Annotated in this window: 20 protein-coding genes; 11 read left to right on the top strand and 9 right to left on the bottom strand. The window is 65.5% G+C overall.

Annotated features, from left to right (window positions below; all coding sequences use genetic code 11):
- The first annotated feature begins 39 nt into the window (after window positions 1-39).
- Together NG898_RS08450 and NG898_RS08445 are read left to right on the top strand one after the other, a co-directional pair.
- Window positions 40-915, top strand: coding sequence for a PhaM family polyhydroxyalkanoate granule multifunctional regulatory protein (locus NG898_RS08450; protein ID WP_252691905.1), 876 nt, complete (start codon window positions 40-42; stop codon window positions 913-915).
- A gap of 3 nt (window positions 916-918) precedes the next feature.
- Complete coding sequence (locus tag NG898_RS08445; RefSeq protein ID WP_252691904.1) at window positions 919-2,103, top strand: patatin-like phospholipase family protein; 1,185 nt, start codon at window positions 919-921, stop codon at window positions 2,101-2,103.
- Here NG898_RS08445 and NG898_RS08440 read toward each other — a convergent pair whose 3' ends face one another.
- On the bottom strand, window positions 2,104-2,799 hold the full coding sequence (locus tag NG898_RS08440) for a glutathione peroxidase (protein WP_252691903.1): 696 nt from the start codon (window positions 2,797-2,799) through the stop codon (window positions 2,104-2,106).
- 404 nt (window positions 2,800-3,203) lie between these two features.
- Here NG898_RS08440 and NG898_RS08435 point away from each other — a divergent pair, with 404 nt between their 5' ends.
- Complete coding sequence (locus NG898_RS08435; protein WP_004633768.1) at window positions 3,204-4,058, top strand: ferritin; 855 nt, start codon at window positions 3,204-3,206, stop codon at window positions 4,056-4,058.
- A 74-nt stretch (window positions 4,059-4,132) separates the two neighbouring features.
- Complete coding sequence (rfaE2, locus tag NG898_RS08430; RefSeq protein ID WP_092973785.1) at window positions 4,133-4,630, top strand: D-glycero-beta-D-manno-heptose 1-phosphate adenylyltransferase; 498 nt, start codon at window positions 4,133-4,135, stop codon at window positions 4,628-4,630.
- 4 nt (window positions 4,631-4,634) lie between these two features.
- On the opposite strand, the gene NG898_RS08425 is transcribed toward rfaE2, so the two are convergent.
- The 3 genes from NG898_RS08425 to NG898_RS08415 all read right to left on the bottom strand — a co-directional run bounded on the left by NG898_RS08425 (window position 4,635) and on the right by NG898_RS08415 (window position 7,273).
- Window positions 4,635-5,411: an SPOR domain-containing protein gene (locus NG898_RS08425; RefSeq protein WP_252691902.1), complete on the bottom strand. Its 777-nt coding sequence runs from the start codon at window positions 5,409-5,411 to the stop codon at window positions 4,635-4,637.
- 102 nt (window positions 5,412-5,513) lie between these two features.
- Window positions 5,514-6,395: a type III pantothenate kinase gene (locus NG898_RS08420; protein WP_252691901.1), complete on the bottom strand. Its 882-nt coding sequence runs from the start codon at window positions 6,393-6,395 to the stop codon at window positions 5,514-5,516.
- Window positions 6,392-7,273, bottom strand: a complete 882-nt coding sequence (locus NG898_RS08415; protein WP_252691900.1) for a biotin--[acetyl-CoA-carboxylase] ligase — start codon at window positions 7,271-7,273, stop codon at window positions 6,392-6,394. Before NG898_RS08415 ends, NG898_RS08420 begins: the two co-directional genes overlap by 4 nt.
- A 186-nt stretch (window positions 7,274-7,459) precedes the next feature.
- Between NG898_RS08415 and NG898_RS08410 the strand changes: the two genes are divergently transcribed.
- From NG898_RS08410 to NG898_RS08390, 5 genes are all read left to right on the top strand, one after another.
- Window positions 7,460-8,584 carry an MlaE family ABC transporter permease gene (locus NG898_RS08410; RefSeq protein WP_252691899.1) on the top strand — a complete coding sequence of 375 codons (1,125 nt, stop codon included), beginning with the start codon at window positions 7,460-7,462 and terminating at the stop codon, window positions 8,582-8,584.
- The gene (locus NG898_RS08405) at window positions 8,581-9,459 is read left to right on the top strand and encodes an ABC transporter ATP-binding protein (RefSeq protein ID WP_252691898.1); all 879 of its coding nucleotides are present in this window, start codon (window positions 8,581-8,583) and stop codon (window positions 9,457-9,459) included. Before NG898_RS08410 ends, NG898_RS08405 begins: the two co-directional genes overlap by 4 nt.
- On the top strand, window positions 9,459-10,427 hold the full coding sequence (locus NG898_RS08400) for an MlaD family protein (RefSeq protein ID WP_092973561.1): 969 nt from the start codon (window positions 9,459-9,461) through the stop codon (window positions 10,425-10,427). The genes NG898_RS08405 and NG898_RS08400 overlap by 1 nt, the downstream gene beginning before the upstream one ends.
- Window positions 10,428-10,436: 9 nt before the next feature.
- Entirely contained in the window at window positions 10,437-11,102 is a 666-nt protein-coding gene (locus tag NG898_RS08395; RefSeq protein WP_252691897.1) for an ABC-type transport auxiliary lipoprotein family protein, read from the top strand.
- 104 nt (window positions 11,103-11,206) lie between these two features.
- A complete protein-coding gene (locus NG898_RS08390) occupies window positions 11,207-12,406 on the top strand; it encodes a VanZ family protein (RefSeq protein ID WP_282562245.1) in 1,200 nt (399 codons plus the stop codon).
- On the opposite strand, the gene NG898_RS08385 is transcribed toward NG898_RS08390, so the two are convergent.
- Window positions 12,394-13,638, bottom strand: coding sequence for a rhizoferrin export MFS transporter (locus NG898_RS08385; protein WP_252691895.1), 1,245 nt, complete (start codon window positions 13,636-13,638; stop codon window positions 12,394-12,396). The two genes, NG898_RS08390 and NG898_RS08385, sit on opposite strands and share 13 nt — an antisense overlap.
- Window positions 13,635-15,611 carry an NRPS-independent rhizoferrin synthetase gene (locus tag NG898_RS08380; RefSeq protein WP_252691894.1) on the bottom strand — a complete coding sequence of 659 codons (1,977 nt, stop codon included), beginning with the start codon at window positions 15,609-15,611 and terminating at the stop codon, window positions 13,635-13,637. The genes NG898_RS08385 and NG898_RS08380 overlap by 4 nt, the downstream gene beginning before the upstream one ends.
- 590 nt (window positions 15,612-16,201) lie before the next feature.
- On the opposite strand from NG898_RS08380, the gene NG898_RS08375 reads away from it, so the two are divergent.
- Window positions 16,202-18,304 carry a phosphocholine-specific phospholipase C gene (locus tag NG898_RS08375; RefSeq protein WP_252691893.1) on the top strand — a complete coding sequence of 701 codons (2,103 nt, stop codon included), beginning with the start codon at window positions 16,202-16,204 and terminating at the stop codon, window positions 18,302-18,304.
- A 179-nt stretch (window positions 18,305-18,483) separates the two neighbouring features.
- On the opposite strand, the gene NG898_RS08370 is transcribed toward NG898_RS08375, so the two are convergent.
- The 3 genes from NG898_RS08370 to NG898_RS08360 form a co-directional block, all read right to left on the bottom strand.
- Window positions 18,484-18,786 carry a hypothetical protein gene (locus NG898_RS08370; RefSeq protein WP_252691892.1) on the bottom strand — a complete coding sequence of 101 codons (303 nt, stop codon included), beginning with the start codon at window positions 18,784-18,786 and terminating at the stop codon, window positions 18,484-18,486.
- The gene (locus NG898_RS08365) at window positions 18,783-19,853 is read right to left on the bottom strand and encodes a DMT family transporter (protein WP_252691891.1); all 1,071 of its coding nucleotides are present in this window, start codon (window positions 19,851-19,853) and stop codon (window positions 18,783-18,785) included. Before NG898_RS08365 ends, NG898_RS08370 begins: the two co-directional genes overlap by 4 nt.
- Window positions 19,854-20,043: 190 nt before the next feature.
- Window positions 20,044-21,495 (bottom strand): PAS domain-containing protein, encoded by a 1,452-nt coding sequence (locus NG898_RS08360; RefSeq protein WP_252691890.1) that lies wholly within the window; start codon window positions 21,493-21,495, stop codon window positions 20,044-20,046.
- Window positions 21,496-21,762: 267 nt separating this feature from the next.
- Between NG898_RS08360 and NG898_RS08355 the strand changes: the two genes are divergently transcribed.
- The gene (locus NG898_RS08355; RefSeq protein WP_252691889.1) at window positions 21,763-23,286 is read left to right on the top strand and encodes an aldehyde dehydrogenase family protein; all 1,524 of its coding nucleotides are present in this window, start codon (window positions 21,763-21,765) and stop codon (window positions 23,284-23,286) included.
- The last annotated feature ends 12 nt before the right edge of the window (window positions 23,287-23,298 follow it).

The following is a 23,298-nucleotide window of genomic DNA, read 5'->3' as shown; positions in this document are numbered from 1 at the left end:
GCCTGCACGCCTGACCCCGACCGATTTGTAGGAGACACCATGTTCACCCAGATGCCCAATTTCGCCGAAGGCGGTTTCGATTTTCTGCGCAAGCTGTGGGGCGGCGGTTTTGCCGGGATGGCTGGCGGCATGCCCAACATGGCGAGCTTTGCCGCGCCGCCGATGGATCTCGAGGAAATCGACAAGCGCATCCATGACCTGCGCGCTGTTGAGAGCTGGCTGCAACTGAACGCCAGCCTGCTGCGCACGGCAATCCAGGGCCTGGAAGTGCAGCGCGCCACGCTGGTGGCCTTGCAGACCTTCGGCTCCGCGCTGTCGCCCGATGCCATGAAATCCGCGTTCGACAGCCTGACGCCGGACGCGACTTCCCCTGACGAAGAATCCAAGCCCGCGTGGCCGCACACGGCCGCCACAGCCAAGCCGGCCGAAGACGAGCCGCCGCCCGAAGACGAGGCCGAGGCAGAGGAAGACACTGACGACGACCAAGCCGAAGCTCGCGCCGAAAACGCCCAGGCTCAGGCCCACGCCGCCGCGCAGGCGCAAGCTGCCGCACGCGCTGCCGCGGCAGCGCTGGACCCCTCGCCATGGTGGAACATGCTGCAGCAGCAGTTCAACCAGATCGCCAGCTCCGCTGCCGCAGCCATGCCGATGCCGCAGAACCTGATGCCGGGCTTCCCGGGAGGCTTCCCTGGGTTTGCCGGTGCGCCGGGCGCGGAAGGGTTGGATACGGCGCCGGAGGATATCGAAGAGAAGACGGCGCCGGCCAAGCCCAAGCGTGCTGCCGCTAAGCCGGCGCAAAAGCCGGCCGCCAAGACGCCTGTGGGCAACCCGGGCAAGCCAGCGACCAAGAAAGCGGCTGCCAAGAAAGCACCGGCGAAATCAGCGCCGCGCAAGCCGACCAACGACACGCCCTGATCGATGTCGCCAGACTGCACTGCACTCTTGATGATGGGTGGCGGCGCTCGGGCCGCCTATCAGGTTGGTGTGCTGCGCGGCATCGCGGGGTTGGCGCGGGAGTATGCGCCGGGCGTGGCACGCACGCCGTTCGACGTCATTTGCGGTACGTCGGCGGGGGCCATCAACAGTTTGGGCCTTGCACGCGGTGCGCAAGATTTCACGCTCGCCACCGAGGCGCTCACCCAGCTCTGGGGCAGCTTGCATGCCGATCGTGTCTATCGCACGGACGTTGGCCGCGTGGGCTCGAGCGGCGCGCGGTGGCTGACCGCACTAGCGTTCGGCTGGATGACCGGCCGCACACCGCGCGCGTTGTTCGACAACACACCGCTGCGCGAACTGCTGGAATCGCAACACGACGGCCAGCAGGTGCAGGCCGCATTCGAGGCTGGAGCGCTGCGCGCGCTGGCCATTACCGCGCTGTCCTACACCACAGGGCGTCACGTCACGTTCTATCAATCGCCGCACGTGGTGCTGCCGTGGCGGCGTTCGCAGCGGATTGCGGTATCAGATCAGATTGGCGTGTCGCACATGCTCGCGTCGTCGAGCATTCCGTTCATCTTTCCGGCCGAGCCGGTGCCACTCGAAGGTAACGACGAATGGTTCGGTGACGGCACGATGCGCCAGATGTCACCGTTGAGCCCGGCCATTCATCTGGGCGCGAATCGCATTCTGGTGGTGGGCGCCGCGTCGCGCTCGCAGCCGGGCTGGTACGACACGGTGCCGGCGTCCGGCTATCCGTCGCTCGCACAAATTGCGGGGCAGGCGCTGGCGAGCATCTTTCTTGATGGGCTTTCGGCCGATATCGAGCGGCTGCAGCACGTCAATGCAATGGTGGCCCGCAACCCCGAGATTGCCGACGCGCGCGACGGCTGGCGCAAGATCGAAGTGCTGGTGATGGCGCCGTCCGAGCGCATCGAGCTGATTGCCTCGCGCCACGTGCAGCGCCTGCCGGGCACGGTGCGCGCACTGCTCAAGCCACTGGGCGGCACCGAGGCGCGCGGTGCGGCATTCGCCAGCTATCTGCTCTTCGAACCCGAGTTCACGCAGGAACTGATCGACCTGGGCGAGCGCGATGTGCAGGCCCGCCGCGACGAGTTGGCGGCGTTTCTGTACGGCGCCATTCCGGACACGATGCGCGCAGCGTGATCAGCGCGACGAGTGCGTCGACGGTTCAGCCAGCAGCGCATCGATGCGCTTGATGAGTGCAGGGTCGCTCGGCTCGACGCTGCTCGGGAACACCGCAGCCACGCGGCCGGTGCGGTCCAGCAGGTATTTGTGGAAGTTCCATTTGGGCGGCTGGCCTGTCTGCGTCGCGAGCCACGCGTACAGCGGCGACGCACCCGCCCCAATCACCGCCGTCTTCGAGAACATCGGGAATTTCACGCCATACGTGTTGTAGCAAAAGTCGGCGATTTGCTTGCTATTGCCGGGCTCTTGCTGGAAATCGTTGGACGGAAAACCCAGCACCGTCAGGCCCTTGTCGCGGTACTTTGCGTACAGCGCTTCGAGCCCTTCGTACTGATGCGTGTAGCCGCAATAGCTGGCGGTGTTGACCACCAGCACGACGCGGCCGGCGTATTGGCAGAGGTCTTGCGGCGCATCGTCCTGCAGGCGCTTGACGCGAAAGTTCAGGCTGGCCGGGCAGGCGCTTGCGGCAGCCGGTCCTGGCACCAGGGGTGCGACGCCCGAAGCGGCAGCATGCCCCGTGCGCGGCAGCAGCAAGGCGATCACGGCAATGGCAATCGCAATGGCGATCATCAAGAGATGATGTCGACGCAGCACCCCCGACGCGTGCAATTGCAGGCGCGGGCGACGCGTGGAAACGGTGGCGGAAAACAACATGGCGAATCTCCAAAAGCAGACGCTCAGCTGGCGAGCCGGAATTTGTCTTCAGTCTAGGGTATAACGCCCCGGAGTCGCCCCGGCGGAAATGTGCGGTATGCGTGGCGCGCCATTCGCCGCACGAATTGCAGCGCTTCCTATACTGGAAACCTTGCTGGGCGGTGCCCGGTCCGACACAAAAGACGACGGCCAGCGTGCTGTCGATCACATCGCGGCGTACCGCGAGACAACGCGCAACCGCATCGCGCGTGAGGGGGTCGCCAAGCCACGTTGCGGTTGTGGCGCCGGCAGGCCTGTTGTCACGAGGAAACGGGCAGACACAGAACTTTGCTCCGGCAACCATGAAAAACGGGGGCTGGTCAAGCATGTCTGCTAGAATCCGCCTGCAAATTCAAAGGCTTACCATGCTCTATCCCGAATTGTTCAAGTCGTTGGAAGCGGTCCGCTGGAATATGGAAAAGGATATTCCGTGGGACACGTTCGATGCGTCGCTGCTGACCGACGCGCAAGCGCAGACCATCAAGATGAATGCCATCACCGAGTGGTCTGCCCTGCCTGCCACCGAGATGTTCCTGCGTGACAATCGCCACGACTCCGATTTTTCGGCGTTCATGAGCGTGTGGTTCTTTGAAGAGCAGAAGCACTCGCTGGTGCTGATGGAATATCTGCGCCGCTTCCGCCCGGACCTCGTGCCGACCGAAGAAGAGCTGCACAACGTGCGTTTCGAGTTCGATCCGGCTCCGCCGCTGGAAACGCTGATGCTGCACTTCTGCGGCGAGATCCGTCTGAACCACTGGTACCGCCGTGCCTCCGAATGGCACACCGAGCCGGTCATCAAGGCGATCTACAAGCATCTGTCGCAGGACGAAGCCCGCCACGGCGGCGCCTACCTGCGCTACATGAAGAAATACCTCGGCCAGTTCGGCGACAGCGCGCGCAGCGCATTCGCCAAGATCGGCGTGTTGATGGCTTCGGCGCGCCGCACCGAGAAGCCGCTCCACCCGACCAATCTGCACGTGAACAAGGCGCTGTTCCCGCAAGACACGGTGCAGTCGCGCCTGCCGAACCCGGACTGGCTGGAGCACTGGCTGGACGAGCAGATCAAGTTCGACGCCGGCTGGGAAAAGAAGGTCATCGAGCGCATCCTGCACAACATGGGTCTGCTGTTCGAGCGCACCTTCGAAACCGTGCAAGACCTGAACCGCTACCGCAAGGAACTCAACGCACGTCTGCTCGGTTCGGCCGAACAAGCGGCCTGATCCTTGCCACTGGCGGCCAGCGGCCCATCGATTCGATGGGCCGTTTTGTTTTTCACCCCGATTTCGCTTTTGCCATGACCGCTCGCCAGCCTGCGCCCGCCTTTGAACAGAAGATCTGCGACTCCGCCGATGTGGAAGCCCGCGTGCGCGCCTTGCCGCGCCCGGTGGTCTTCACCAACGGCGTGTTCGACATCCTGCACCGTGGGCACGCTACGTATCTGGCGCAGGCACGTGCGTTGGGCGCTTCGCTCGTGGTGGGCGTGAACACCGATGCCTCGGTGCGGATGCTAGGCAAGGGTGATGACCGCCCGCTCAACACGCAGGCCGACCGCCTGGCCGTGCTGGCTGCGCTGGAAGCGGTGAGTCTGGTGGTGTTGTTCGCCGAGCGCACGCCGGTCGAACTCATCCAGCGCGTGCGTCCCGACATCTACGTCAAGGGCGGCGACTATGACATCGATGCGCTGGAAGAAACGCGTGTCGTGCGTAGCTGGGGTGGCACGGCGCTGGCGATTCCGTTCGAGCATGACCGCTCGACGACGGCGCTGCTCAAGCGCGTGCGCGCGACCTCCTGAACGCTTAGCGCGATGCCGTGACCGCCGCGCAAGCGTGCAGGTCTTCCGCGCCCAGCGTCTTCTTAAGTGCGGCCAGTTGAGCTGCGACGCCCGATGCCGCCTCGGCGGTGGTGCTCACGTGTAGCGAGGTCTGCGCGCCGAGCCGGTGCGTTTGCGTGACCACGGCGGTGCGCACGTCCTTGGCGCGCAGTTCGTCCAGGCGCTGCTGCGCGCGCTCCTTGTCGCGGAACAGACCGAGCGACACCACAAACGTATTGCCTTCCTGCACGATGGCTGAATCCGCCACGTTGCGGCGCTTGAGTTCTGCCACTTTGCGATCGGCGTCGTCGCGCGTGTCGCGGGCCGGCATGTGGACCCACCAGCGGTTGTCTTCCTGACGCGTGATGCGCTCAACCTGCACACCGGCCAGTTGCTTGAGCTGGTCGATGCCGCGCGTGGCCTGTGCTTCGGTCAGGCCGCCGAGTTCGGTGCAACTGCCGCCGCTGTCAGCGGTGGTCAGGGCCGTACGCTCGATGTTCGCCTGCGGGCCCGATGCGGTGGGCGAGGAAGCCGACGGTGGCGAGTCCGGCGCCGATTTCGGTACGGCGGCAGCCGGTGCGGAGGCGGGCGCTGGTTCGAGAATACGGATCTCGTCGGTGCGGATCTGGCGGCGCATGCGATCGGGCTCGCGCTCGCTTTCGAACCACGCCTTGGACACTTCTGGCCCGAACACGCCGGTATTGGCCGCGAGCAGAACGCCGTTGACGAGCAGCAGGAGCAGCAGGGCGAGGCGAAGCGTCATGGTGCGAACGGACGTGGATTCGGACGGTGGCTCGGAATGCAGAAACACAGCAGCAACAACGGTAAGACGTCAGACGAAAACTTCAGCCCGGCCGACCAAAGGCTACGCCAACGTCGCGGCGCCTTCCCGGCTCGCGCGCGCCAGCACCTGAAGGCCGAGCAGCACGAGATTATCGTGCATCTGGAACGGCATGCGCAGATGCGGCCCCAGCGCGGCGCGTGCTCCGCCGCTCAGCACGCAGCGTGCCGGGCCGGGGTATTGCTTTTGCAGTGCCACCCAGGTCTGTGCAATTGCGCCCGCCTGGGCGATGACGCAGCCCAGCGCGATGGCGTCCTGCGTATTGTCGGCCCAGGGCGGCGCTACGACGTCGCCCGCACTCAGGTAGCTGACATCGACTTCGGGCAACTGCGCCGTGTTGCGTGACAGCGCGCGCATCATCAACGTGAGGCCGGGAAGGATCAGGCCGCCGGCAAACAGGCCATCGGGCGTGACGATGTCGAGCGTGGTGGCGGTGCCTGCCGTCACCAATAGCAGGGCCGTGTCGGGCCACAAGTGGCGTGCGCCGACCGCGCCGACCCATCGGTCAGTGCCAAGCTGCGTTGGGTCGCGATACCCATTGCGCAGGCCAGCGGTAGCATCTTCCGACGCGGCGATGCGCACGCGCGCCCCGTCGAACACGCGGGCGATGCGCGCAGTGAGTGCATCGCGCAATGCCGGGCCGGCCACCGCGCTGATCCACACCTCGGGTGGGGCAACGCCGGAGGCGTGGCAATCGCGCCAGTCTTCCACCAGTTCTGCCAATCGATCGTGCGCGCGGGCGCCGGCATGCTGCCAGGGCGTGCCGCCGGGTTCTTCGGGCAGGGCGAGTTCGGCATCGGCGCCACCAGCAATCCACGCCCACTTGATGCGTGTGTTCCCCGCGTCGATCAGCAACAGCGGACGGGCGGGAGCGGCGTGCGCGGCCGAGACCTTCAGACGTGTCATGGCTGCTCCGCGTCTGCGCTACGCAAGGAGACCTCGCCGCTGTGGACCCACTGCACACGTCCGCCCGATTCAATCGCCAGGCGGCCTTGTGCGTCGATACCATGCGCGACGCCTTCGAGCACAACCGTGCCGTCCTGCCACAGGCGCACGCGCTCTCCCGCAAAGGCATCGCGGGCGGCAAACGGCGCAACGAATGGCGCCAGGCCCTGCGCGCCGAAGCGCTGCAGGTGTTCACCCAGCGACGTGAGCAGTGCCGAGAACACGGCATTCGGTTCCGGCGCATCCACCAGTTCTTCCACGCCCGACAGGCCGCGGCCCAGCGTGGTCTCCAGCACGCGCGGTCGCTCCAGGTTCAGGCCGATGCCGATGACGGCCCAGGTCTGGCCCGCTTCCTTCCGCACGGTCTCGATCAGGATGCCGGCCAGCTTGCGCCCCGCAATTTGCACATCGTTGGGCCATTTCAGTGCGAGCGCCTGTCCGCTGCCGCCCCGGGCTTCCGCGTACCCAGCCACGGCGTCGGCCACGGCTACACCCACGGCCAGGCTCAGGCCGCCTAGCTGCGCGGGCTCGCCCGCGAAGGCGCAGGCGATGGAGAAGGTCAAGCCGTGGTCGCCACCCCATGGGCGGCCCTGCCGGCCGCGGCCGGCGGTCTGGCGTTGCGCGGCCAGCACGCGCGCGCCGAGCAGTGGAGCAGTGCCGGCATGGGCCGGCGGTGCTGCGTCGGCAGGCCAGGCGGCATCACGCACGGCGGCCATCAGGTCGGCGCTGGTGGAGCCGGTGATCTCAACCACATCGAGGGGCCAGCCGGCAGCCGGGCCGCTGGGCTGGATGCGCTCGCGCGCAACGCGCCACCGCGCGGAGGGTTCGGCAAGAGACATAAAAAACGGGCGATCAAGTTCGCGCTAAGAATGCGCGCATTGTACGAGCGGCGCTGCAAACACGGGACTGGCGCTTGCTTCAAGCGATGCAAAGGCCTCACAGTGTGGCAGCCAGTGTGACAGCGTTTGGCGGCGCGTTGGCTACAATTCGACCGATATCCGGCATCACCGCTTACGGAGAACCGTTTGATCACCTGCCGTACACCGCAGCTTGAGGTGCGCGTTGTCGATGGACGCTCCGTCGCCTTTCTTTCCGGCGACTGGACCACGCTCGCGCTGGCCGAGCGCGCAGGCGTGCGCAGCGCGCGCCAGCAGATCCGCGCCGGGCTGGATAACGCGAACGCGTGGTGCCTGACCGAAGTTGGCCGTATCGACCACTTTGGCGCGCAACTGCTCTGGCGCGCCTGGGGCAACCAGTGGCCCGAACATCTGGATGCTCGGCCCGACCAGCGCCGCATGCTCGATCGCGTGGCTAAGCTCGACCCCGGCGGCTGGAAGCAGCGCCTGGCGCCGCGCATGAACCCGGTGGCGATCCTCGGCGAGGGCATGCTCGACTTCTTCGATCACGCCCGCAACGGCATCGCCATGGTCGGCCAATTGATGTTCGATTTCGCGCGGTTCATGCGCGCACCGCATCGCGGCCCGTGGCGCGAGATCTCCGCCAACATCTACAGCACGGGCTACAAGGCGCTGGGCATTACGGCCCTGGTGGGTTTTCTGATCGGCATCGTGCTGAGTTATTTGTCGGCCAACCAGCTGCGCGTGTTCGGGGCCAGCATCTTCATCGTCAACATCTTGGGGATGGCCATCATCCGCGAGCTTGGGCCGGTGCTGGCTGCGATTCTGGTGGCAGGGCGTTCGGGTTCAGCCATCACCGCGCAGATCGGCGTGATGCGGGTGACTGAAGAGCTGGATGCGATGCGCGTGATGGGCATCTCGCACGGCTTCCGGCTGATTCTGCCCAAGGTGATTGCGCTGGCGATCGCCATGCCGCTGCTCGTAGCGTGGACGGACTTGCTGGCGCTGGCGGGCGGCATTCTTGCGGCCAAGTTCCAGCTCGATATCAGTCCGACGTATTTCATCACCTCGTTGCCCGATGCGGTGCCGGTGGCCAACCTGTGGCTCGGCATCGGCAAGGGCGTGGTGTTTGGCATGCTGATCGCGCTGGTGGCGTGCCACTTTGGCCTGCGCATCCAGCCCAACACGCAGAGCCTGGGCGAGGGGACGACCACGTCGGTGGTGGTGTCGATCACCATCGTCATCCTCGCGGATGCCGTGTTCGCCATCCTCTTCAAGGACGTTGGGATATGACGCGCTCCCGCCATCCGCATATCGAGCATGCCGGGGCGCCGCCGGCGATCACGCCCGCGCGCGAACGCGTGATCGAGGTGCGCAGCGTCACCAAGCGCTACGGCAAGGTGACCGTGCTCGACAACATCGATCTGGACGTATTTCGCGGCGAGGTGCTGTCCATCGTCGGCGGCTCGGGCAGCGGCAAGACGACGCTGCTGCGCCAGGTGGTGGGGCTGGAGAAACCCACCTCGGGCACGATCAACATCTTTGGCGAAGAGCTGACCTGCCAGGTGGGCAACGATCTGCAGTCGATGCGCAACCGCTGGGGCATGCAGTTCCAGCACGGCGCGCTGTTCTCGGCGCTGTCCGTGATCGACAACGTGGCGTTGCCGATGCGTGAATTGCGCACACTGCCCGACGCGTTCGTCCAGCGCGTGGCGATGCTCAAGCTGCAGATGGTGGGGCTCAAATCGACCGATGCCGACAAGATGCCGTCGGACCTGTCGGGCGGCATGATCAAGCGCGTGGCGCTGGCACGGGCGTTGTCTCTGGAGCCGGAGCTGGTGTTTCTGGATGAGCCGACCGCCGGGCTGGACCCGCGCGCGTCGGACGATTACGTCGCGCTCATCCGCGAGTTGCGCCAGGAGCTGGGCCTGACCGTGGTGATGGTGACGCACGATCTCGACACATTGGTTGCGCTGTCCGACCGCATTGCCGTGCTGGCGGATCGCAAGGTGCTGGCGGCCAAGCCGATCGAACAGATCATTCAGATCGACCATCCGTTCATCAAGGAATACTTCCTGGGTGAGCGGGGCAAACGGGCCCTGATGGCGCTGGGCCCGCAGATGACGGAGGCGGTGGCTGCAGCCTCGCTTTCGACACAGGAGGATTGATGGAAAACAAAGCCCACGCATTCCTGGCCGGGCTGTTTACGATTGGGCTGGTCATCTTCATCGGGCTGGCGGTGATGTGGTTCAACCGTGACCAGACCGTGCGCGTGCCGTACGAGGTGGTCACGCGTTCGACCGTCAACGGGCTGAACCCGCAGGCTTCCGTGAAGTACCGCGGCCTGGATGTCGGCAAGGTCGACAGCATCCGCTTTGACGACAAGGTGCCCGGGCAGATCGTGGTGCGCGTGCTGGTCGACAAGGATGCGCCTATCACCACCACGACCTATGGCCGCCTGGCGTACCAGGGCGTGACGGGCCTCGCCTATGTGCAGCTTGACGACCGCGGTTTCGACAACAGCAAGCGCGCGCCCAACCCGGTGCACCTCGCCACGTCGGAAAAGAACCCCGCGCGCATCCGCATGGAAGCCGGGTTCCTCGATGAGCTGGACAAGCGCGGCGACCAGATGCTCTCCAAGCTCGATCAGACGCTGAACTCGTTGTCGATCATGTTTGACGACGAGCATCGCCAGCAGATCACGGCGTCGCTGCAGTCGTTCCAGAAGACGATGGACGCCTACAGCACGCTCGCGCAGCAGGCTGAGCCGACCATGCGCCGTCTGCCGCAGATTGCCGATAACCTCGACTCCACGCTGGTGGCCACGCGCAAGCTCACGCAGTCGCTGTCCGACCCCAAGGGGCCGTTGATGACGACGCTTTCCGGCGCCGGGACCGATCTGACGACGGCTACGCAGTCGATGCAATCCGCCGCCAATGTGCTGACCTATGAAACGCTGCCGCAGCTCAATGGCTTTGCGCGTGAGGCTCGTCAGGCCGTGCGGGGCTTCGACCATGCCGTAACCGACTTCAACGCCCGGCCGCAGAGTGTGCTGTTTGGTCCCGCGCCGGGCGTGCCCGGCCCCGGTGAGACCGGCTTCACCGCGCCCGCCGCCCGCGCTTCGGCCCAGCCCTGAGGAGATTCCATGCCGATGTTGTCTGCTGTGTTCCGCCGCTCGCACGTGCTGCCTGCTTTGATGGCGCTGTCGCTTCTGGCGGCTTGCTCGAGCGCCCCCGTGGCACCCGCCGCCCTGTATGACTTTGGACTCGCGCCGGCCGCAAGCGCTGGCGCGCGTCTGCCCACCGCCTTGCGCGTGGCCGAAGTGGCCGGCCCTGGCTGGATGGACGGCAATGCCATCTATTACCGCCTCGCCTATGCGCAAAGCCAGCGTACCGACGCCTACGCCAACAGCCGCTGGGTGGAATCGCCCGTGAACCTGTTCGATGCGCGTTTGCGCAACGCGGCGGCCGCACGCGGGCAAGTGGTCGGCTATCCCACGCCCGATGTGCCCAGCCTGCGTATTGAGCTGGTCGACTTTTCACAGGTGTTCGACAGGCCGGAAGCCAGCCGGGGCGTGGTGCGGCTGCGCGCAACGGTGTCGCTGGCGCGCGGCGTGATCGACCAGCGCGTGGTGCAGGCCGATGCGCCTGCGCCCAGCCCTGACGCTGCGGGTGGGGTGACGGCGCTCACGCAGGCGTCCGACAAGGCCATCGGCGAGGTGCTCGACTGGGTGGCGGGTTTGCCGTTGGCGGCGTCAACCTCGACCGTGCCTGCAACGTCCGGTGCTGCATTCGGCACGCGCCGACGCTGATACCCCGATCTCTCCACCGGATGGAGGAACCATCCGTGATGTGCGGCATCGGACGCTATCATGGGCGGTTTCTTCCGGGCATGTCCGCTCCTCCTTCTAGATAGCTGCTTCCGGTGACGGACTTCCACTCGCAACCCGCTGCACCCACCCCGCATCGCCACTCGCCGCTTGCACGCGCTGGGCTGGGGTGGTTCGTGCTGCTGGTCGTCTACGCAAGCCTGTATCCGTTTGCCGGCTGGACAGACACCGGCGTCTCGCCGTTTGCCTTCCTGAGCGCACCGCTGCCGCGCTACAACACCGGCTTCGACATGCTCACCAACGTGTGGGGCTACATGCCGCTGGGCATGCTGACGGTGCTGGCGCTGCATCCGCGCATCACCGGCTGGCGCGCAGTATTGCTGGCCCTGCTGGCGGGGTTGCTGTTGTCGGGCGCCATGGAAGCGATCCAGACTTATCTGCCAACGCGCGTGTCCTCCAACGTCGATCTGGCGACGAATACGCTGGGCGCGCTGCTAGGTGGCATCGTCATGCTGCCGTTTGCGGCGCGGCTGATCGACCGCGGCGGGCTGCGCCGCTTGCGCCGCCGCTGGTTCGAGCCGCACGCGACCTTTGCGATCCTGCTGATGCTGGTATGGCCGTTTGCACAGATCTTTCCGCAGGAATTCCTGTTCAGCATGGGCGGAGTGATCCGCAGCATCCTGCTCGATCCATCGCCGGATGCGTTTGTCGTCAATTTCCTCAACGGGTGGTTTCCGGAGCTGTTCGACTGGCAGGACAAGCTGACGGCGCACCCGGAAGCGCTGCAGCGCCAGGAGCTGCTGGAAGCCCTCATCACCGCTTGCAGCTGGATCGGCACGGGGCTGCTGGCCAGCGTGGCCATGCGTCGCGGCGCGCCCATGCTACGCCTGCTGGCCGCGCTGCTGGCCGGCGCGCTGCTGGTGAAGGCGGGGGCGACGGTGCTGCAGTTTCCGCTGGGCGGCGCGTGGGATTGGCTTTCATCGGGCGCGCGTTTCGGGCTGGTCGTCGGCTCGCTGGTGCTGGTGCTGCTGGTGCGCCTGCCGCGCTGGCTGCGCGGTGCGCTGGCCATGGCCCTGCTGATTGCGCTGATCATCCTGTCCAACGTGCTGCCGCCGAGCCCGTATTCGTGGGTGTCGGCGCAAAGCTGGAGGCTTGGGCGCTTCGTCCACTTCAACAGCCTGTCGCAATGGATCGGCTGGCTGTGGCCGTTTCTCGGCCTTGGCTATCTCGCCTGGCGCGCCGAGCAGACGCAGTTGCAGCGGCGCGCCGGACGTCAGGCGCGTTGAGCCCGCCCCGCCGTTGATGCTTCGTGTGGTGATGCCACGCGGCGTACTGCAACTAGCGCTGCCAGTGCTGCAAGGTACACCACGGCCATGGCGACAAAGCCCGCACGCCACCCAAACAGACCGGTCGACACCCCCGCCACGCCCAGGCCGATGAGCGCGCCGCCCTTGGCTGCGCTGCTGCACAACCCCAAGGCAAAACCTTGACGATCTTCCGGGCTGGTTTCCGCCACCAGGCTGTTGAGGACAGGCAGCAGCCCGCCCAGGCACAGACCCCACGCCAGGCGCGCAGCGATGAATGCGGCTTCCCCTTGCGCAACGCCCTGCCACAGCGCAGTGAGGCCGCAGACGGCGGTCAACGCGCAGACGCGCCCCAGCGTGACATGCACGGGCAAGCCCGCAAAACGCTTCGCCCACCAGCGCGCAGACAACGCCAGTGTCGCGGCCGTGGCGCTGTAGGCCAGACCAGCCAGCATCACCGACCCATGCAGCGTCTCGGTGATATACGGAGCAAGGAAGCTTTGCGGCATGACGCGCGCGGCTTGCACTGCCACCATGCCAAGCAGCAGGCCGATCACCAAACCGCCCAGAGGAGCGCGACGTGCCTGGCGAGCATCGGTGTCCCGCTCGATCTCGGATCTCGGGGCGGGCTTGATCGCGGGCAGGCAGAACATCGCCAGCGGAATGCACGCCAGGATGACCGCTGCGCCCGCCGTGTTGGCCATGCGGAAGCCCATCCACGCGACGAGCCATGCACCGACCGGCGGCGCCATGAAGCTGCCGCACGCCGTGACGGTCTGCAGATCGGCGAAGACGCGCCGGCGCATGTCGGCTGGCGCCACGCGCATGGCGTAGATTTGCGCGGCCGCAAGGAAGCCCGCCAGCCCGCCTTGCACCGTGCGCGCCAGCAGCACGCTGGCCGCCGAGTCTGCGTAGACCGACCACAACTGTGACGCCGCCAGCGCGACCAGCGCCCGCAGGATCATCGGCTTGGGCCCGACGCGGTCGGCCAAGCGGCCCCACCATGGCGCGGTGACGAGCGTGGCGGCCATCGGCGCAAAGTACGCTGCGCTAGCCACCCACGCGAAGGGCACGTGCGGCACCGGCGACAGCTCACGCAGGAACAGCGGCCAGAACGGCCCCGTCATTTCCATCGCGCCCATTGAAAGGGCCTGGATGACGAGGAGCCACCGGATGGCCCCCCGCCACGCGTCCACAGTCGTTGCCGCGTTCATGCGCGAGCGGCTGCAGCCAGCGGATTGAGCGGATTGGGCAGCGCAGCGTGCATGTCGTCGGACTGGTCGCGCAGACGCATGCGGACGAACGTCTTGAACGCCCATGGCGCTTCGAGCAGCGCGTGGCGCTCGCGCATCCAGGTGTCGGCATCCAGCGCTGTGCGGTTGGCGTCGAACACGGCCTGCATGGCGTCATGCCACTGGCGTAGCCCGACGGCGCTATCGTGCTCCGGAAACAGCGCCAGGGCCAGTTCACCGATATGGCACAGCAGGAAGGCGTGGATCAGCTTTTTGCGCGGAATGTCCCGATCGGGGTACGTGGTGTGGCCGGCCCGGAAGGGCTCGATCGAGAAGCCTTGTGCCTGCAGCGTCGGCAACGCGATCTTCACGTCGCCAAAGTCACGCACCACCAGCCGCACCGGCATGCCGGCCGCGTCGATGACGACGAAGGTGTTCTGCTGATGCGCCTCCAACGCAATGCCGTAACGCAGATACAGGCCGACGATGGCTGGAATGGCTACGCCCAGGTACGCGTCGAAGAAACGCGCGGCCCGCTCGGCGCGCGTGCCGTCGGCCTGGCGCGCCAACACGGTGTCGAGCAGCATGGGTGCGTCTGCATGCGTTATGTCGGCGGTGAAGTCCGGCGTGAAGAGGGCACCCACCGGCAGCAGCCGCGCGTTGCCGGCAATGCGCGTGGTGGGGTTGTCGCGCACGATCATCGACAGATGCCGGGCGCGATCGTCCTCCATGCCGGCCACGTGGATGCCATGGCGTTCAGGCACGATCGACAGAACGCTCGCCAATCCCGTGTCGGTCGCGAGGATGCGTTCCAACAGGGCGCTCACGCGCGGCCCCATCACTGCCGATTTGGGCGATACGGTGCGCTCAACGCTGGTCAGCCGCATGCTGACCGGCAGTTTGAGCATCGGGCCGCCCGGCGCGCCGGTCGCTGCCACGGTGCGGAATGACATCGTCGGACGGGCGGGAATGCTGATGTCCGGCAGGTTGATCAATTCGCCTGCGGCAAATTCAGCGGCGAAGGTCTCGCCGAGCGTCGTGTCGCGCTGCCAAGGGTGAACGGGCAACGGCAGCCACGCTTCGGGCGCGAGCTGGCGTGCCAGCAAGGCTTTGCGAAACGCGGCCATGGCTTCGGGGAAGGTCGCTGCGAACCAATTGGCGTACGGCTGCACACCGTCCATCGTCGTGATGTGCAGACGATGCGCCGCCACGGCCACCACGCCGATGGGCACCTGCGCCTCGAACTCCGGTGAGAGCGCGATGACCTGTTCGGGCGCGAGCCCCAGTCGCGTCTTGTAGGCCGGATGCCACGGATGCCCGCCGGTGCCCCACTGCTCGGTACGCGCCAGGGCGTGCGGTGTGCCATCGCCGCAGAGCAGGGCGAGCGCGTCTTGCGACGCCGCAACGCGGTGCTCGGCGGCCAACCGTTCGCCCCAGGCCAGTCGATAGGCTTGGCACAGCGTGTCGTTGTCCTGGCTGTTGTCCAGTTCCGTCGCAAGCCGGGCAATGGCGGCCAGGCGGTGGGCGTCGGCGGCATCGCCAATGTCCAGCATGGGCGCCAGCCAGTGGAGCAGGGCAGACGGACGTTCAATCGGCGTTGGCGGGCGATCGTGCGCCAGCACGGCGACGTCGCCTGCCAGCGTCCAGCTACCGAGCGCGCCTGGCCGCAAGCCCGTGAAACGCAACAGTACGCGCTGCTGCCAGATCGGCAGCAACGTTACATCGGCGCGCGTATCGGCGATGAGTTGGTCTGCATTGAGCAGCGCTTCACGAAACAGCGCTTGCAGCAGGCGCGACAGCACCCGCCGCCGTGCCAGTTGTTGTGCCGCTGACCAATGCTCGGCCTGCACGCCAACTTCGAGCAGCGCGGGAATGGATTCAAGACGGAAGTTGCCGGCCGCGGCGGCAGCGGATGCGGTTTGGGTCTTGGCGGCGGTATCGGATCGACGTTGCACGAGGGCTCCTACGGGACATGAGCGTGTGCAGGCGAGCGGGGCTCGGCCCTGCAACACAGGGGGTCCAGATGTAGGGGCCGCTTCAGAGACAGGCGGGAATGCAACGCCCTCCCTGAGGGGCTGCAAGGGAGGTTCGTTCTTCTAGGTATGTGCGCAACGCAAACAGCCTGGTCGGCTGCGCGGTGGCGCCATTTGGTGCGCTGCAGTGTAGATGAGAATGATTCGCACTTGCAACACTATTCCATCAATCTGCGAGATCGGGTGACGGAGCCGGCGCGTGCCGTCTTCACGTAACCGACATGAATCCTTTCTACCTTAGCGCGTGGTGAGTAGACGGCGCGCGCAGCACAGTCGGGCTCGCCGATGTCATCTGGAGGTCATCTGTGTCTGCCAACCGAAATGCCAGCGCTTCACGCCGCGCGCCTGCTTCCGTGTCGCCTGCCTCGCCGCCGCATGCCGTTGCCTCGCAAAACGGCTTGGCACCGCCAGTGATTCATACCGTCGACTGACTTTGTTCGTTGCGTTCAGTCAGTCGCTGCCCCGTGTTGTTCCCCCTCCCCCCCCAATACACAGACATTCAGGACGAGAACATGACCTCTAACAGTCGCCGTGGTTTTCTCCGTTCCGCCGCCCAGTTGGCTGCTGCATCCGCAGCCATGGGCGCGGTGCCCGAAGGCATTCGTCAGGCGCTGGCGATTCCCGCCCATAACGCGCACCGCAATATCGAAGACGTGCAGCACATCGTGATCCTCATGCAGGAAAACCGCTCGTTCGACCATTACTTCGGCACACTCAAGGGCGTGCGCGGGTACGGCGATACGCGCACCGTCACGCTGCCGACCGGCAAGAGCGTGTGGCACCAGCCGCTGGCCGGCGGCGTGGGCGAAGTGCTGCCGTTCCGACCGAGCGCACCCGATCTGGGCCTGCAGTTCCTGCAAGACCTGCCGCACGGCTGGAACGACACGCACCTTGCCGTCAATGGCGGGCGTTACGACGGCTGGGTCCCACACAAGGGCACCACGACGATGGCGTATCTCACGCGCCAGGACATTCCGTTCCACTACGCGCTGGCCGACGCCTTCACCATCTGCGACGCCTATCACTGCGCCACGCCCACGTCGACTGACCCGAACCGCTATTACATGTGGACGGGCTATGTCGGCAACGACAACGTCGGCGGCGGTCCCGTGATCGACAACGCAGAAGCCGGTTACGGCTGGTCGACCTATCCGGAAGTGCTGGAGGCTGCGGGTATCTCGTGGAAGATCTATCAGGACATCGGCACCGGTCTCGACGCCGCAGGCTCCTGGGGCTGGACGAGCGACGCCTACATCGGCAACTACGGCGACAACTCGCTGCTGTACTTCAAGCAATATCAGAACGCGCAGCCCGGCAGCCCGCTGTACGACAAGGCGCGCACCGGCACCAACGCCTCGGCGGGCGACGGCTACTTCGACATCCTCAAGCGTGATGTGCAGAACGGCACGTTGCCGCAGGTGTCGTGGATTGCCGCGCCCGAGGCTTTCTCGGAGCACCCGAACTGGCCGGCCAACTACGGCGCCTGGTACATCGATCAGGTCTTGCAGGTCCTGACTTCCAACCCCGAGGTGTGGAGCAAGACCGCGGTGTTCATCACCTACGACGAGAACGACGGCTTCTTCGATCACCTCGTCCCGCCGTTCGCATCGTCGGGCAGCAATGGGCTGTCGACGGTCGACACCACGGGCGAATACTTCCCGGGCAACAACACATACGCAGCCGGCAGCTACGGCCTGGGCCAGCGTGTGCCGATGCTTGTGGTATCGCCGTGGTCAAAGGGCGGCTACGTGTGCTCGGAAACGTTCGACCACACGTCGATCATTCGTTTCATCGAGCAGCGCTTCAAGCGCACGCATAAGGTGAAGTCGCCGAACATTTCGAAGTGGCGTCGCGCCGTGTGCGGTGATCTGACGTCGGCGTTCAACTTCGCCACGCCCAACGAGGTGGTGCCCGCATTGCCCAGCACCGCCGCCTACGTGCCGAAGGACAAGCTGCGCCACGCCAGCTATGTGCCGCTGCCCCCGCTGGTGCAGGCCGTGCCGAAGCAGGAAGCTGGTGTGCGCCCGTCGCGCGCCCTGCCGTACGAACTGTTCGTGCGCGGCCGCCAGGATGAGGCGGCCGGCAAATTCCAGTTGGAATTCGTGAACACCGGGGACGTGGGTGCAGCTTTCCTCGTCTACGCCGCCGGCACCTCCGACGCGCCGCGCACCTACACGGTAGAAGCGGGCAAGCGCTTGTCGGACAAGCTAGCAGTGAGCGCGGGCGGCGCCTACGACTTCACGGTGCATGGCCCGAATGGATTCCTGCGCCGCTTTGTCGGCAAGCTCGCGCTGTCGGGCCTGCTGCGTCCGCATGGCCGTGCGTTGGAAGTGAAGGAAGGCTACGACGTGGCCAACGGCAACCTCCAACTGCGCCTCATCAACCACGGCCGCGCGCCCACGGTCTTCACGATCAAGAGCGCGTACACGGGCGAGAGCGTGCAGCGCGAAGTGCGCGGCGGTGACGATGCGTCGGTGTACCTCGACCTGCGCAGCCAGCACGCCTGGTACGACTTGACTGTCACGGCCAGCACCGATGCCGGCTTCGAGCGTCGCCTTGCTGGTCACGTTGAGACCGGCCGCGTCAGCGCGTCCGATCCGGCGCTGAGCGCATAAGCGGTACCCACGTAAAAACGGCCCGCCGGCGTGGTCTGCCGGCGGGCCGTTTTCTTGGCCGATACCTCAGCGTCAGAGCTGCTTCGTGTAAGTGCGTGCCTGATACAGCGCCAGCGCGCTCAGCCCGACGATCACCACGATCGCCAGCACATCGGCAAACGGATAGCCCCAATATTGCGTCATTGCGTTGCCTCCTTCGGTTCGATGTCCAGCAGGCCGGTGTCGGCCATACGTTGACGGCCAAACTCGGTGATGGCGTAGCGGAAGTGCACCTTGTTCGTGGCTTCGTCCAGCGTGTCTTCAGCCGTTTGCACCAGGCCGCCGGAGTAGAGATCCGCGAGAATGGCGCGAATGTTGCCCGTCCAGTATTCGTCTTCGGGTTTGCCGTATTCGATGCAGGTGCGATGGGCGATTTCGCTGTCCCACAGCGTGTCGTTGGCCGCGAGCAGTTGCAGGATGTAACCCTTCATATGCAGTTTCATGCGCGCGTCTCCGGGGTTGCAGGTGCCACGCCGCCGCGGATCACTTCCAGGTTTTCCGAGCTTTCCGACACCATCACGAAGCCGCCGAAGATCACCAGCGCCAGCCCGATCAGGAAATACCACTCCGGAAACTGCAGCGTGAAGATGGCGGTGAAGAGGGTGGCGAACATCGCGTAGAACGCACCGAGCGCCTGACCGCGCCCCACGCCGATCAGCGGGAACGACTTGTACCAGGCCACCGCGCAGAACGAGAAGGTGACGCCGCCCACGACAAGCCACAGCAGCGCCTTGCTGTGGACAATGCCCGAAGCAATCTCCGTAACCGGCACAGGCACATGCGCAAACAGCGCGATGGCCGGCAGGATGAGGACGACCCAATAGATGGCCTCGGCGGTGTAACGGATGGAAACCCCGCAATCAGGGTCAGTCACGTCCATGGCGCGGCCGACGATCGCGCCTTCCAGGCCCCAGCCGATTGCCGCCATGGCGCCGCCCAGGTAACCGATCCACTGATTGCCGCCGCTGTGCGATTCGGCCATCAGTGCCGGCGCGTAGATCGCCACGCCGCCCAGGATGATGATGGCGATGCCCACCGCCGCCCGCGCGCTGATGCGCTCGTTGTACCAAAGCTTGGCTACCGTCGCGCCCACCACCGGATACAGCAGCCCGGCCACTGCCGCGAACACGGCGCCGACATAGCCCATCGCCAGATACGAGCCGAAATTGGCCATCAGCCCGCCCATGACCGCCGCAATGAAGTACCAGCGCGAGATCTTCCGAAACTGGCCGATGGTGCGGAAGTAGTCGCCCAGCTTGCCGAGAGAGCCGAGCCACACCCACTGGAAGATCGTCACCATGACGCTATGGAACGCCGTGATGACGGCTGCGCAGACGAGGAAGACGCGCGGATCGGAAAGGTCCATCGCGGCAAACGGAGATTCATGCCAGACGGCCGTGCCCGGCACGTACCATGCGCCCCAGAGGATGGCCGCCCATAGCGCCCAGCGGTAGCCCCATTGCAGGGTGCGTCGATGATGTGCCGCGCGGGCGGCGAAGGAAGAGGCCAAAACCGATCTCCTTGTTCTGTAGGCGCCACGTGCAGAGAAAATGCGTATGACGCCTTAGTTACTGGAGGTTAATAAATTAACTGTTAGTTCTTTAGAGTCTATGCCGGCCCTCCAGGCATGCCGGAAAAAGTCGCAATGATTGACGGGATTGTCAGAAGTTGACGTCTGAGACGTCAGGCAAGATCCAGGGCTACGACGCGCCCATCTCCGGCACCGTATCCACCACAGCAATCAGATGCAGCGGCGCGTCGGTGGCCGGGTCCCGCGCCAAGGACGTGGTCATGCGCACCGGCACTGCCGAGCCATCGCCCCGTACCAACTGCAGCGAGAGCGCATACGTGGGCACCGTACCGGCCAGCAACTCACCGTATTGACGCAGATGGCTAGCGAGGTCGTTGCGATGGGTAAGGTCCAGCAGCGTGCGTTGCTGCAGCGCCGTTTCAGGCTGGCCCAGCAGCGTGCACAGCCACGGGTTGGCGCGCAGGCAGCGGCCTTCCAGGCTGACTTGGGCGATACCGACCGGCGCCTGCTCGAACAACGTCCGCAGCTTCGCCTCGCTGTCGCGGAAGGCCGCTTGTGCTTCCACTTCAGAGGTAATGTCCTGCGCCGCGCCGATCATCGTAGGCGTGGCTGCAGAAGGGTCCTGCGCTTCGCCTTCCTCACGAAGGTGGCGGCGCGAGCCATCGGGCAGGGTGATGGTGTATTCGACGCGATACGGCTGTCGTGAGGCGACGGCCTGGTCCAGTACGGCCTGCACACGGGCGCGATCCGCGGGAACGATGGCGTCCAGATAGCGCGCCATCGTCACCGGCGTGGATTGCGGCGCCCAGCCGAAGATGCGGTAAGCCTCATCCGTCCAGCGGCAGGCGTCGCTGCCGGGTTCCCAGATCCAGCTGCCGAGGTGCGCGATCTGTTGCGCCTTGGCCAGGAGCGCCTCCGAATCACGCAACGCGGCTTCGGCCGTGTGGCGCTCGGTGGTGTCCAGGCTCAGGCCGATCATCTTGACCGGCCGGTCCTGCGCATCACGCACGAGCGTCGCACGCGAGACGATCCAGCGCACCACGTCCGGCGCGGGGGCAATGCGGAATTCATGCTCGTAGACGCCCCCCGCACTCAGGTTCTGCGAGACCGCGGCCTGCACACCCGGCACGTCCTCGGCGAGGACGCATTGCCAGAAATCTTCCAGCGTGCGGATCGACCGGCCAAACAGGCGCGCCACATTCGGCGAATAGGCCACCGCGTCTGTCAGCAGATTCCACTCCCACGTGACCACGCCGGAAATCTCCTGCGCGAAGGTCATGCGCGCCTCGCTTTCCATGATCGCGGCGATGTGCTTTTGGCGGCCTTCGCGGGCGCGGGCGCGGGCGTCGGTCGTCAGGCTCGCTTCAAGGTCGGCCAGGGCGCGGTCGCCGTAGCGCAGCCACAGCCAATTCACGTTCAGGAAGCGCGCCAACGCCAGCAGGTTGGCGTATTCGATCTCGCCGCCGCGCGTCCATTTGTGGACGGCCGAGGGCGACACCCCCAGCGCCGCCGCCACTTGCTTGAGCTGAATGCGGCCGCGCGTCAGTACGCCTTTGAGGCGGCCGGCAAAGCTGTCGTCATCAAGCGGGCCGTCGGACGGCGGAAGTGCTGCGGCGGTCATGGAGGGATTTACTGGAAGTGATTCGCGACAGTATAGCGTGCCATGTATAGCTAAAATCTATCTGTATTCAATACGATTAGGCCATAACGATTGGCCTGAAGCAACTAATTTTTCCTAGACTAGTCCAAAATTCTCCAAAGGTAAATAAAAACACCATCAGTGAATTTACGGGTCGCCGCACTGGATTGGCGTCTGACAAGACGCCACCGTGCCGGCATTTCGGGCGCCGACTTCTTTGTGCGCCCACCATCCATAGGGGTACTGGATATGACGCAAGCTTCCCTTTCCACCGATTTCCATTCCGCCACGCTGGCTCCTCGTCTTGATCTCTATATCGACGGTCAGTGGGTGCAGCCCGAAGGCGGCGTGTACCGCGACATCGTCGATCCCGCCACCGAGAACGTCCTGACGCAGGCCGCCGATGCCTCCGTGGCCGATGCGCAGCGCGCCATTGCTGCCGCCCGCCGAGCATTCGACGAGGGCCCCTGGCGCCAGACCGGCACGCGCGAGCGCGCACGCCTGCTCAACCGCATTGCAGACGCCATCGATGCCGACGCCGAGAACCTGGCGACGCTCGAATCGCTCAACACCGGCAAGACCATCATCGAAAGCCGCTGGGACATGGACGGCATTGCTGCGACGTTCCGCTACTTCGCGGGCTTGGTCGCCACGGAATCCGGCCTAATCAACGAGGCTCCGGACACCGTCATCAGCCGCACGCTGCGCGAGCCGGTGGGCGTATGCGGCCTCATCACGCCGTGGAACTACCCGCTGCTGCAAGCCGCCTGGAAGATCGCGCCGGCGCTGGGCGCAGGCAACACCGTCATCGTCAAGCCAAGCAACCTGACGCCGCTGACCACGCACCGCTTTACGGAGCTGCTGATTGAAGTTGGCCTGCCCGCGGGCGTATTCAACCTCGTCACGGGCGCGGGTGAAGCCGGTGCCGAGCTGTCGCGCAATCTGGACGTGGATCTCGTTTCGTTCACGGGCGGTGCTGTTGCAGGTGCGGCGGTCATGAGCGCGGCCATCGGCAACTTCAAGAAGATCGGCCTGGAGTTGGGCGGCAAGAACCCGAACATCATCTTCGACGATGCGGATTTCGATACCGCCGTCGATTACGCAGTCAACGCGGCGTTCTTCCACGCGGGCCAAGTGTGCTCGGCCGGATCGCGCCTGATGCTGCAAGACGGTATCCACGACCGCTTTGTCGATGCGCTGGTCGAGCGGGTCAAACGCATCCGCGTGGGCAATGGCTTCGCTGAAGGCACGGAGATGGGCCCGGTGCAATCCGCCTTCCAGCGCCAGAAGATCATCAACATGATCCAGGCCGGCGTTCAGGAAGGCGCGGTGCTGCGCTGTGGCGGCAAGACACCGGAGGGCGAGGCATTCCAACGAGGCTTCTGGCTGGAGCCGACCGTGCTGACCAACGTGCGCGACGACATGAAGATCGCCACCGAAGAAATCTTCGGCCCGGCGCTGACCGTCGAGCGTTTTTCCACCGAAGAAGAAGCGGTGCACCGTGCCAACGCCACGCCGTTCGGTTTGGCCGGCGCTGTGTGGACGGCCGATCTGAACCGCGCCAACCGCGTGACCCGCGCACTGCGTTTCGGCACCGTGTGGGCCAACGACTATCACCCGTACTTTCCCGAGGCACCGTGGGGCGGTTACAAGGCCAGCGGCATCGGCCGTGAGCTGGGCCGCGGTGGCCTGGACGAATACACCGAACTCAAGCACAGCTACATCAACCTCGCTCCGCAGCCGATGGGCTGGTTCGGTGCGGACGCTGAGTAAGAACGGGAGGGC

It is taken from the genome of Ralstonia mojiangensis, assembly GCF_023955645.1.
GTDB classification, from domain to species: domain Bacteria; phylum Pseudomonadota; class Gammaproteobacteria; order Burkholderiales; family Burkholderiaceae; genus Ralstonia; species Ralstonia mojiangensis.
This window is presented reverse-complemented; position numbering and strand designations above follow the sequence as displayed.

Bases quoted from the DNA above. Each gene is read 5' to 3' on its own strand.
- NG898_RS08375 (WP_252691893.1), top strand. From the start codon at position 16,202: ATGACCTCTAACAGTCGCCGTGGTTTTCTCCGTTCCGCCGCCCAGTTG.
- NG898_RS08435 (WP_004633768.1), top strand. From the start codon at position 3,204: ATGCTCTATCCCGAATTGTTCAAGTCGTTGGAAGCGGTCCGCTGGAAT.
- NG898_RS08445 (WP_252691904.1), top strand. From the start codon at position 919: ATGTCGCCAGACTGCACTGCACTCTTGATGATGGGTGGCGGCGCTCGG.
- NG898_RS08360 (WP_252691890.1), bottom strand. From the start codon at position 21,495: ATGACCGCCGCAGCACTTCCGCCGTCCGACGGCCCGCTTGATGACGAC.
- NG898_RS08395 (WP_252691897.1), top strand. From the start codon at position 10,437: ATGCCGATGTTGTCTGCTGTGTTCCGCCGCTCGCACGTGCTGCCTGCT.
- NG898_RS08400 (WP_092973561.1), top strand. From the start codon at position 9,459: ATGGAAAACAAAGCCCACGCATTCCTGGCCGGGCTGTTTACGATTGGG.
- NG898_RS08440 (WP_252691903.1), bottom strand. From the start codon at position 2,799: ATGTTGTTTTCCGCCACCGTTTCCACGCGTCGCCCGCGCCTGCAATTG.
- NG898_RS08370 (WP_252691892.1), bottom strand. From the start codon at position 18,786: ATGAAACTGCATATGAAGGGTTACATCCTGCAACTGCTCGCGGCCAAC.
- rfaE2 (WP_092973785.1), top strand. From the start codon at position 4,133: ATGACCGCTCGCCAGCCTGCGCCCGCCTTTGAACAGAAGATCTGCGAC.
- NG898_RS08355 (WP_252691889.1), top strand. From the start codon at position 21,763: ATGACGCAAGCTTCCCTTTCCACCGATTTCCATTCCGCCACGCTGGCT.
- NG898_RS08385 (WP_252691895.1), bottom strand. From the start codon at position 13,638: ATGAACGCGGCAACGACTGTGGACGCGTGGCGGGGGGCCATCCGGTGG.
- NG898_RS08420 (WP_252691901.1), bottom strand. From the start codon at position 6,395: ATGACACGTCTGAAGGTCTCGGCCGCGCACGCCGCTCCCGCCCGTCCG.
- NG898_RS08405 (WP_252691898.1), top strand. From the start codon at position 8,581: ATGACGCGCTCCCGCCATCCGCATATCGAGCATGCCGGGGCGCCGCCG.
- NG898_RS08415 (WP_252691900.1), bottom strand. From the start codon at position 7,273: ATGTCTCTTGCCGAACCCTCCGCGCGGTGGCGCGTTGCGCGCGAGCGC.
- NG898_RS08425 (WP_252691902.1), bottom strand. From the start codon at position 5,411: ATGACGCTTCGCCTCGCCCTGCTGCTCCTGCTGCTCGTCAACGGCGTT.
- NG898_RS08450 (WP_252691905.1), top strand. From the start codon at position 40: ATGTTCACCCAGATGCCCAATTTCGCCGAAGGCGGTTTCGATTTTCTG.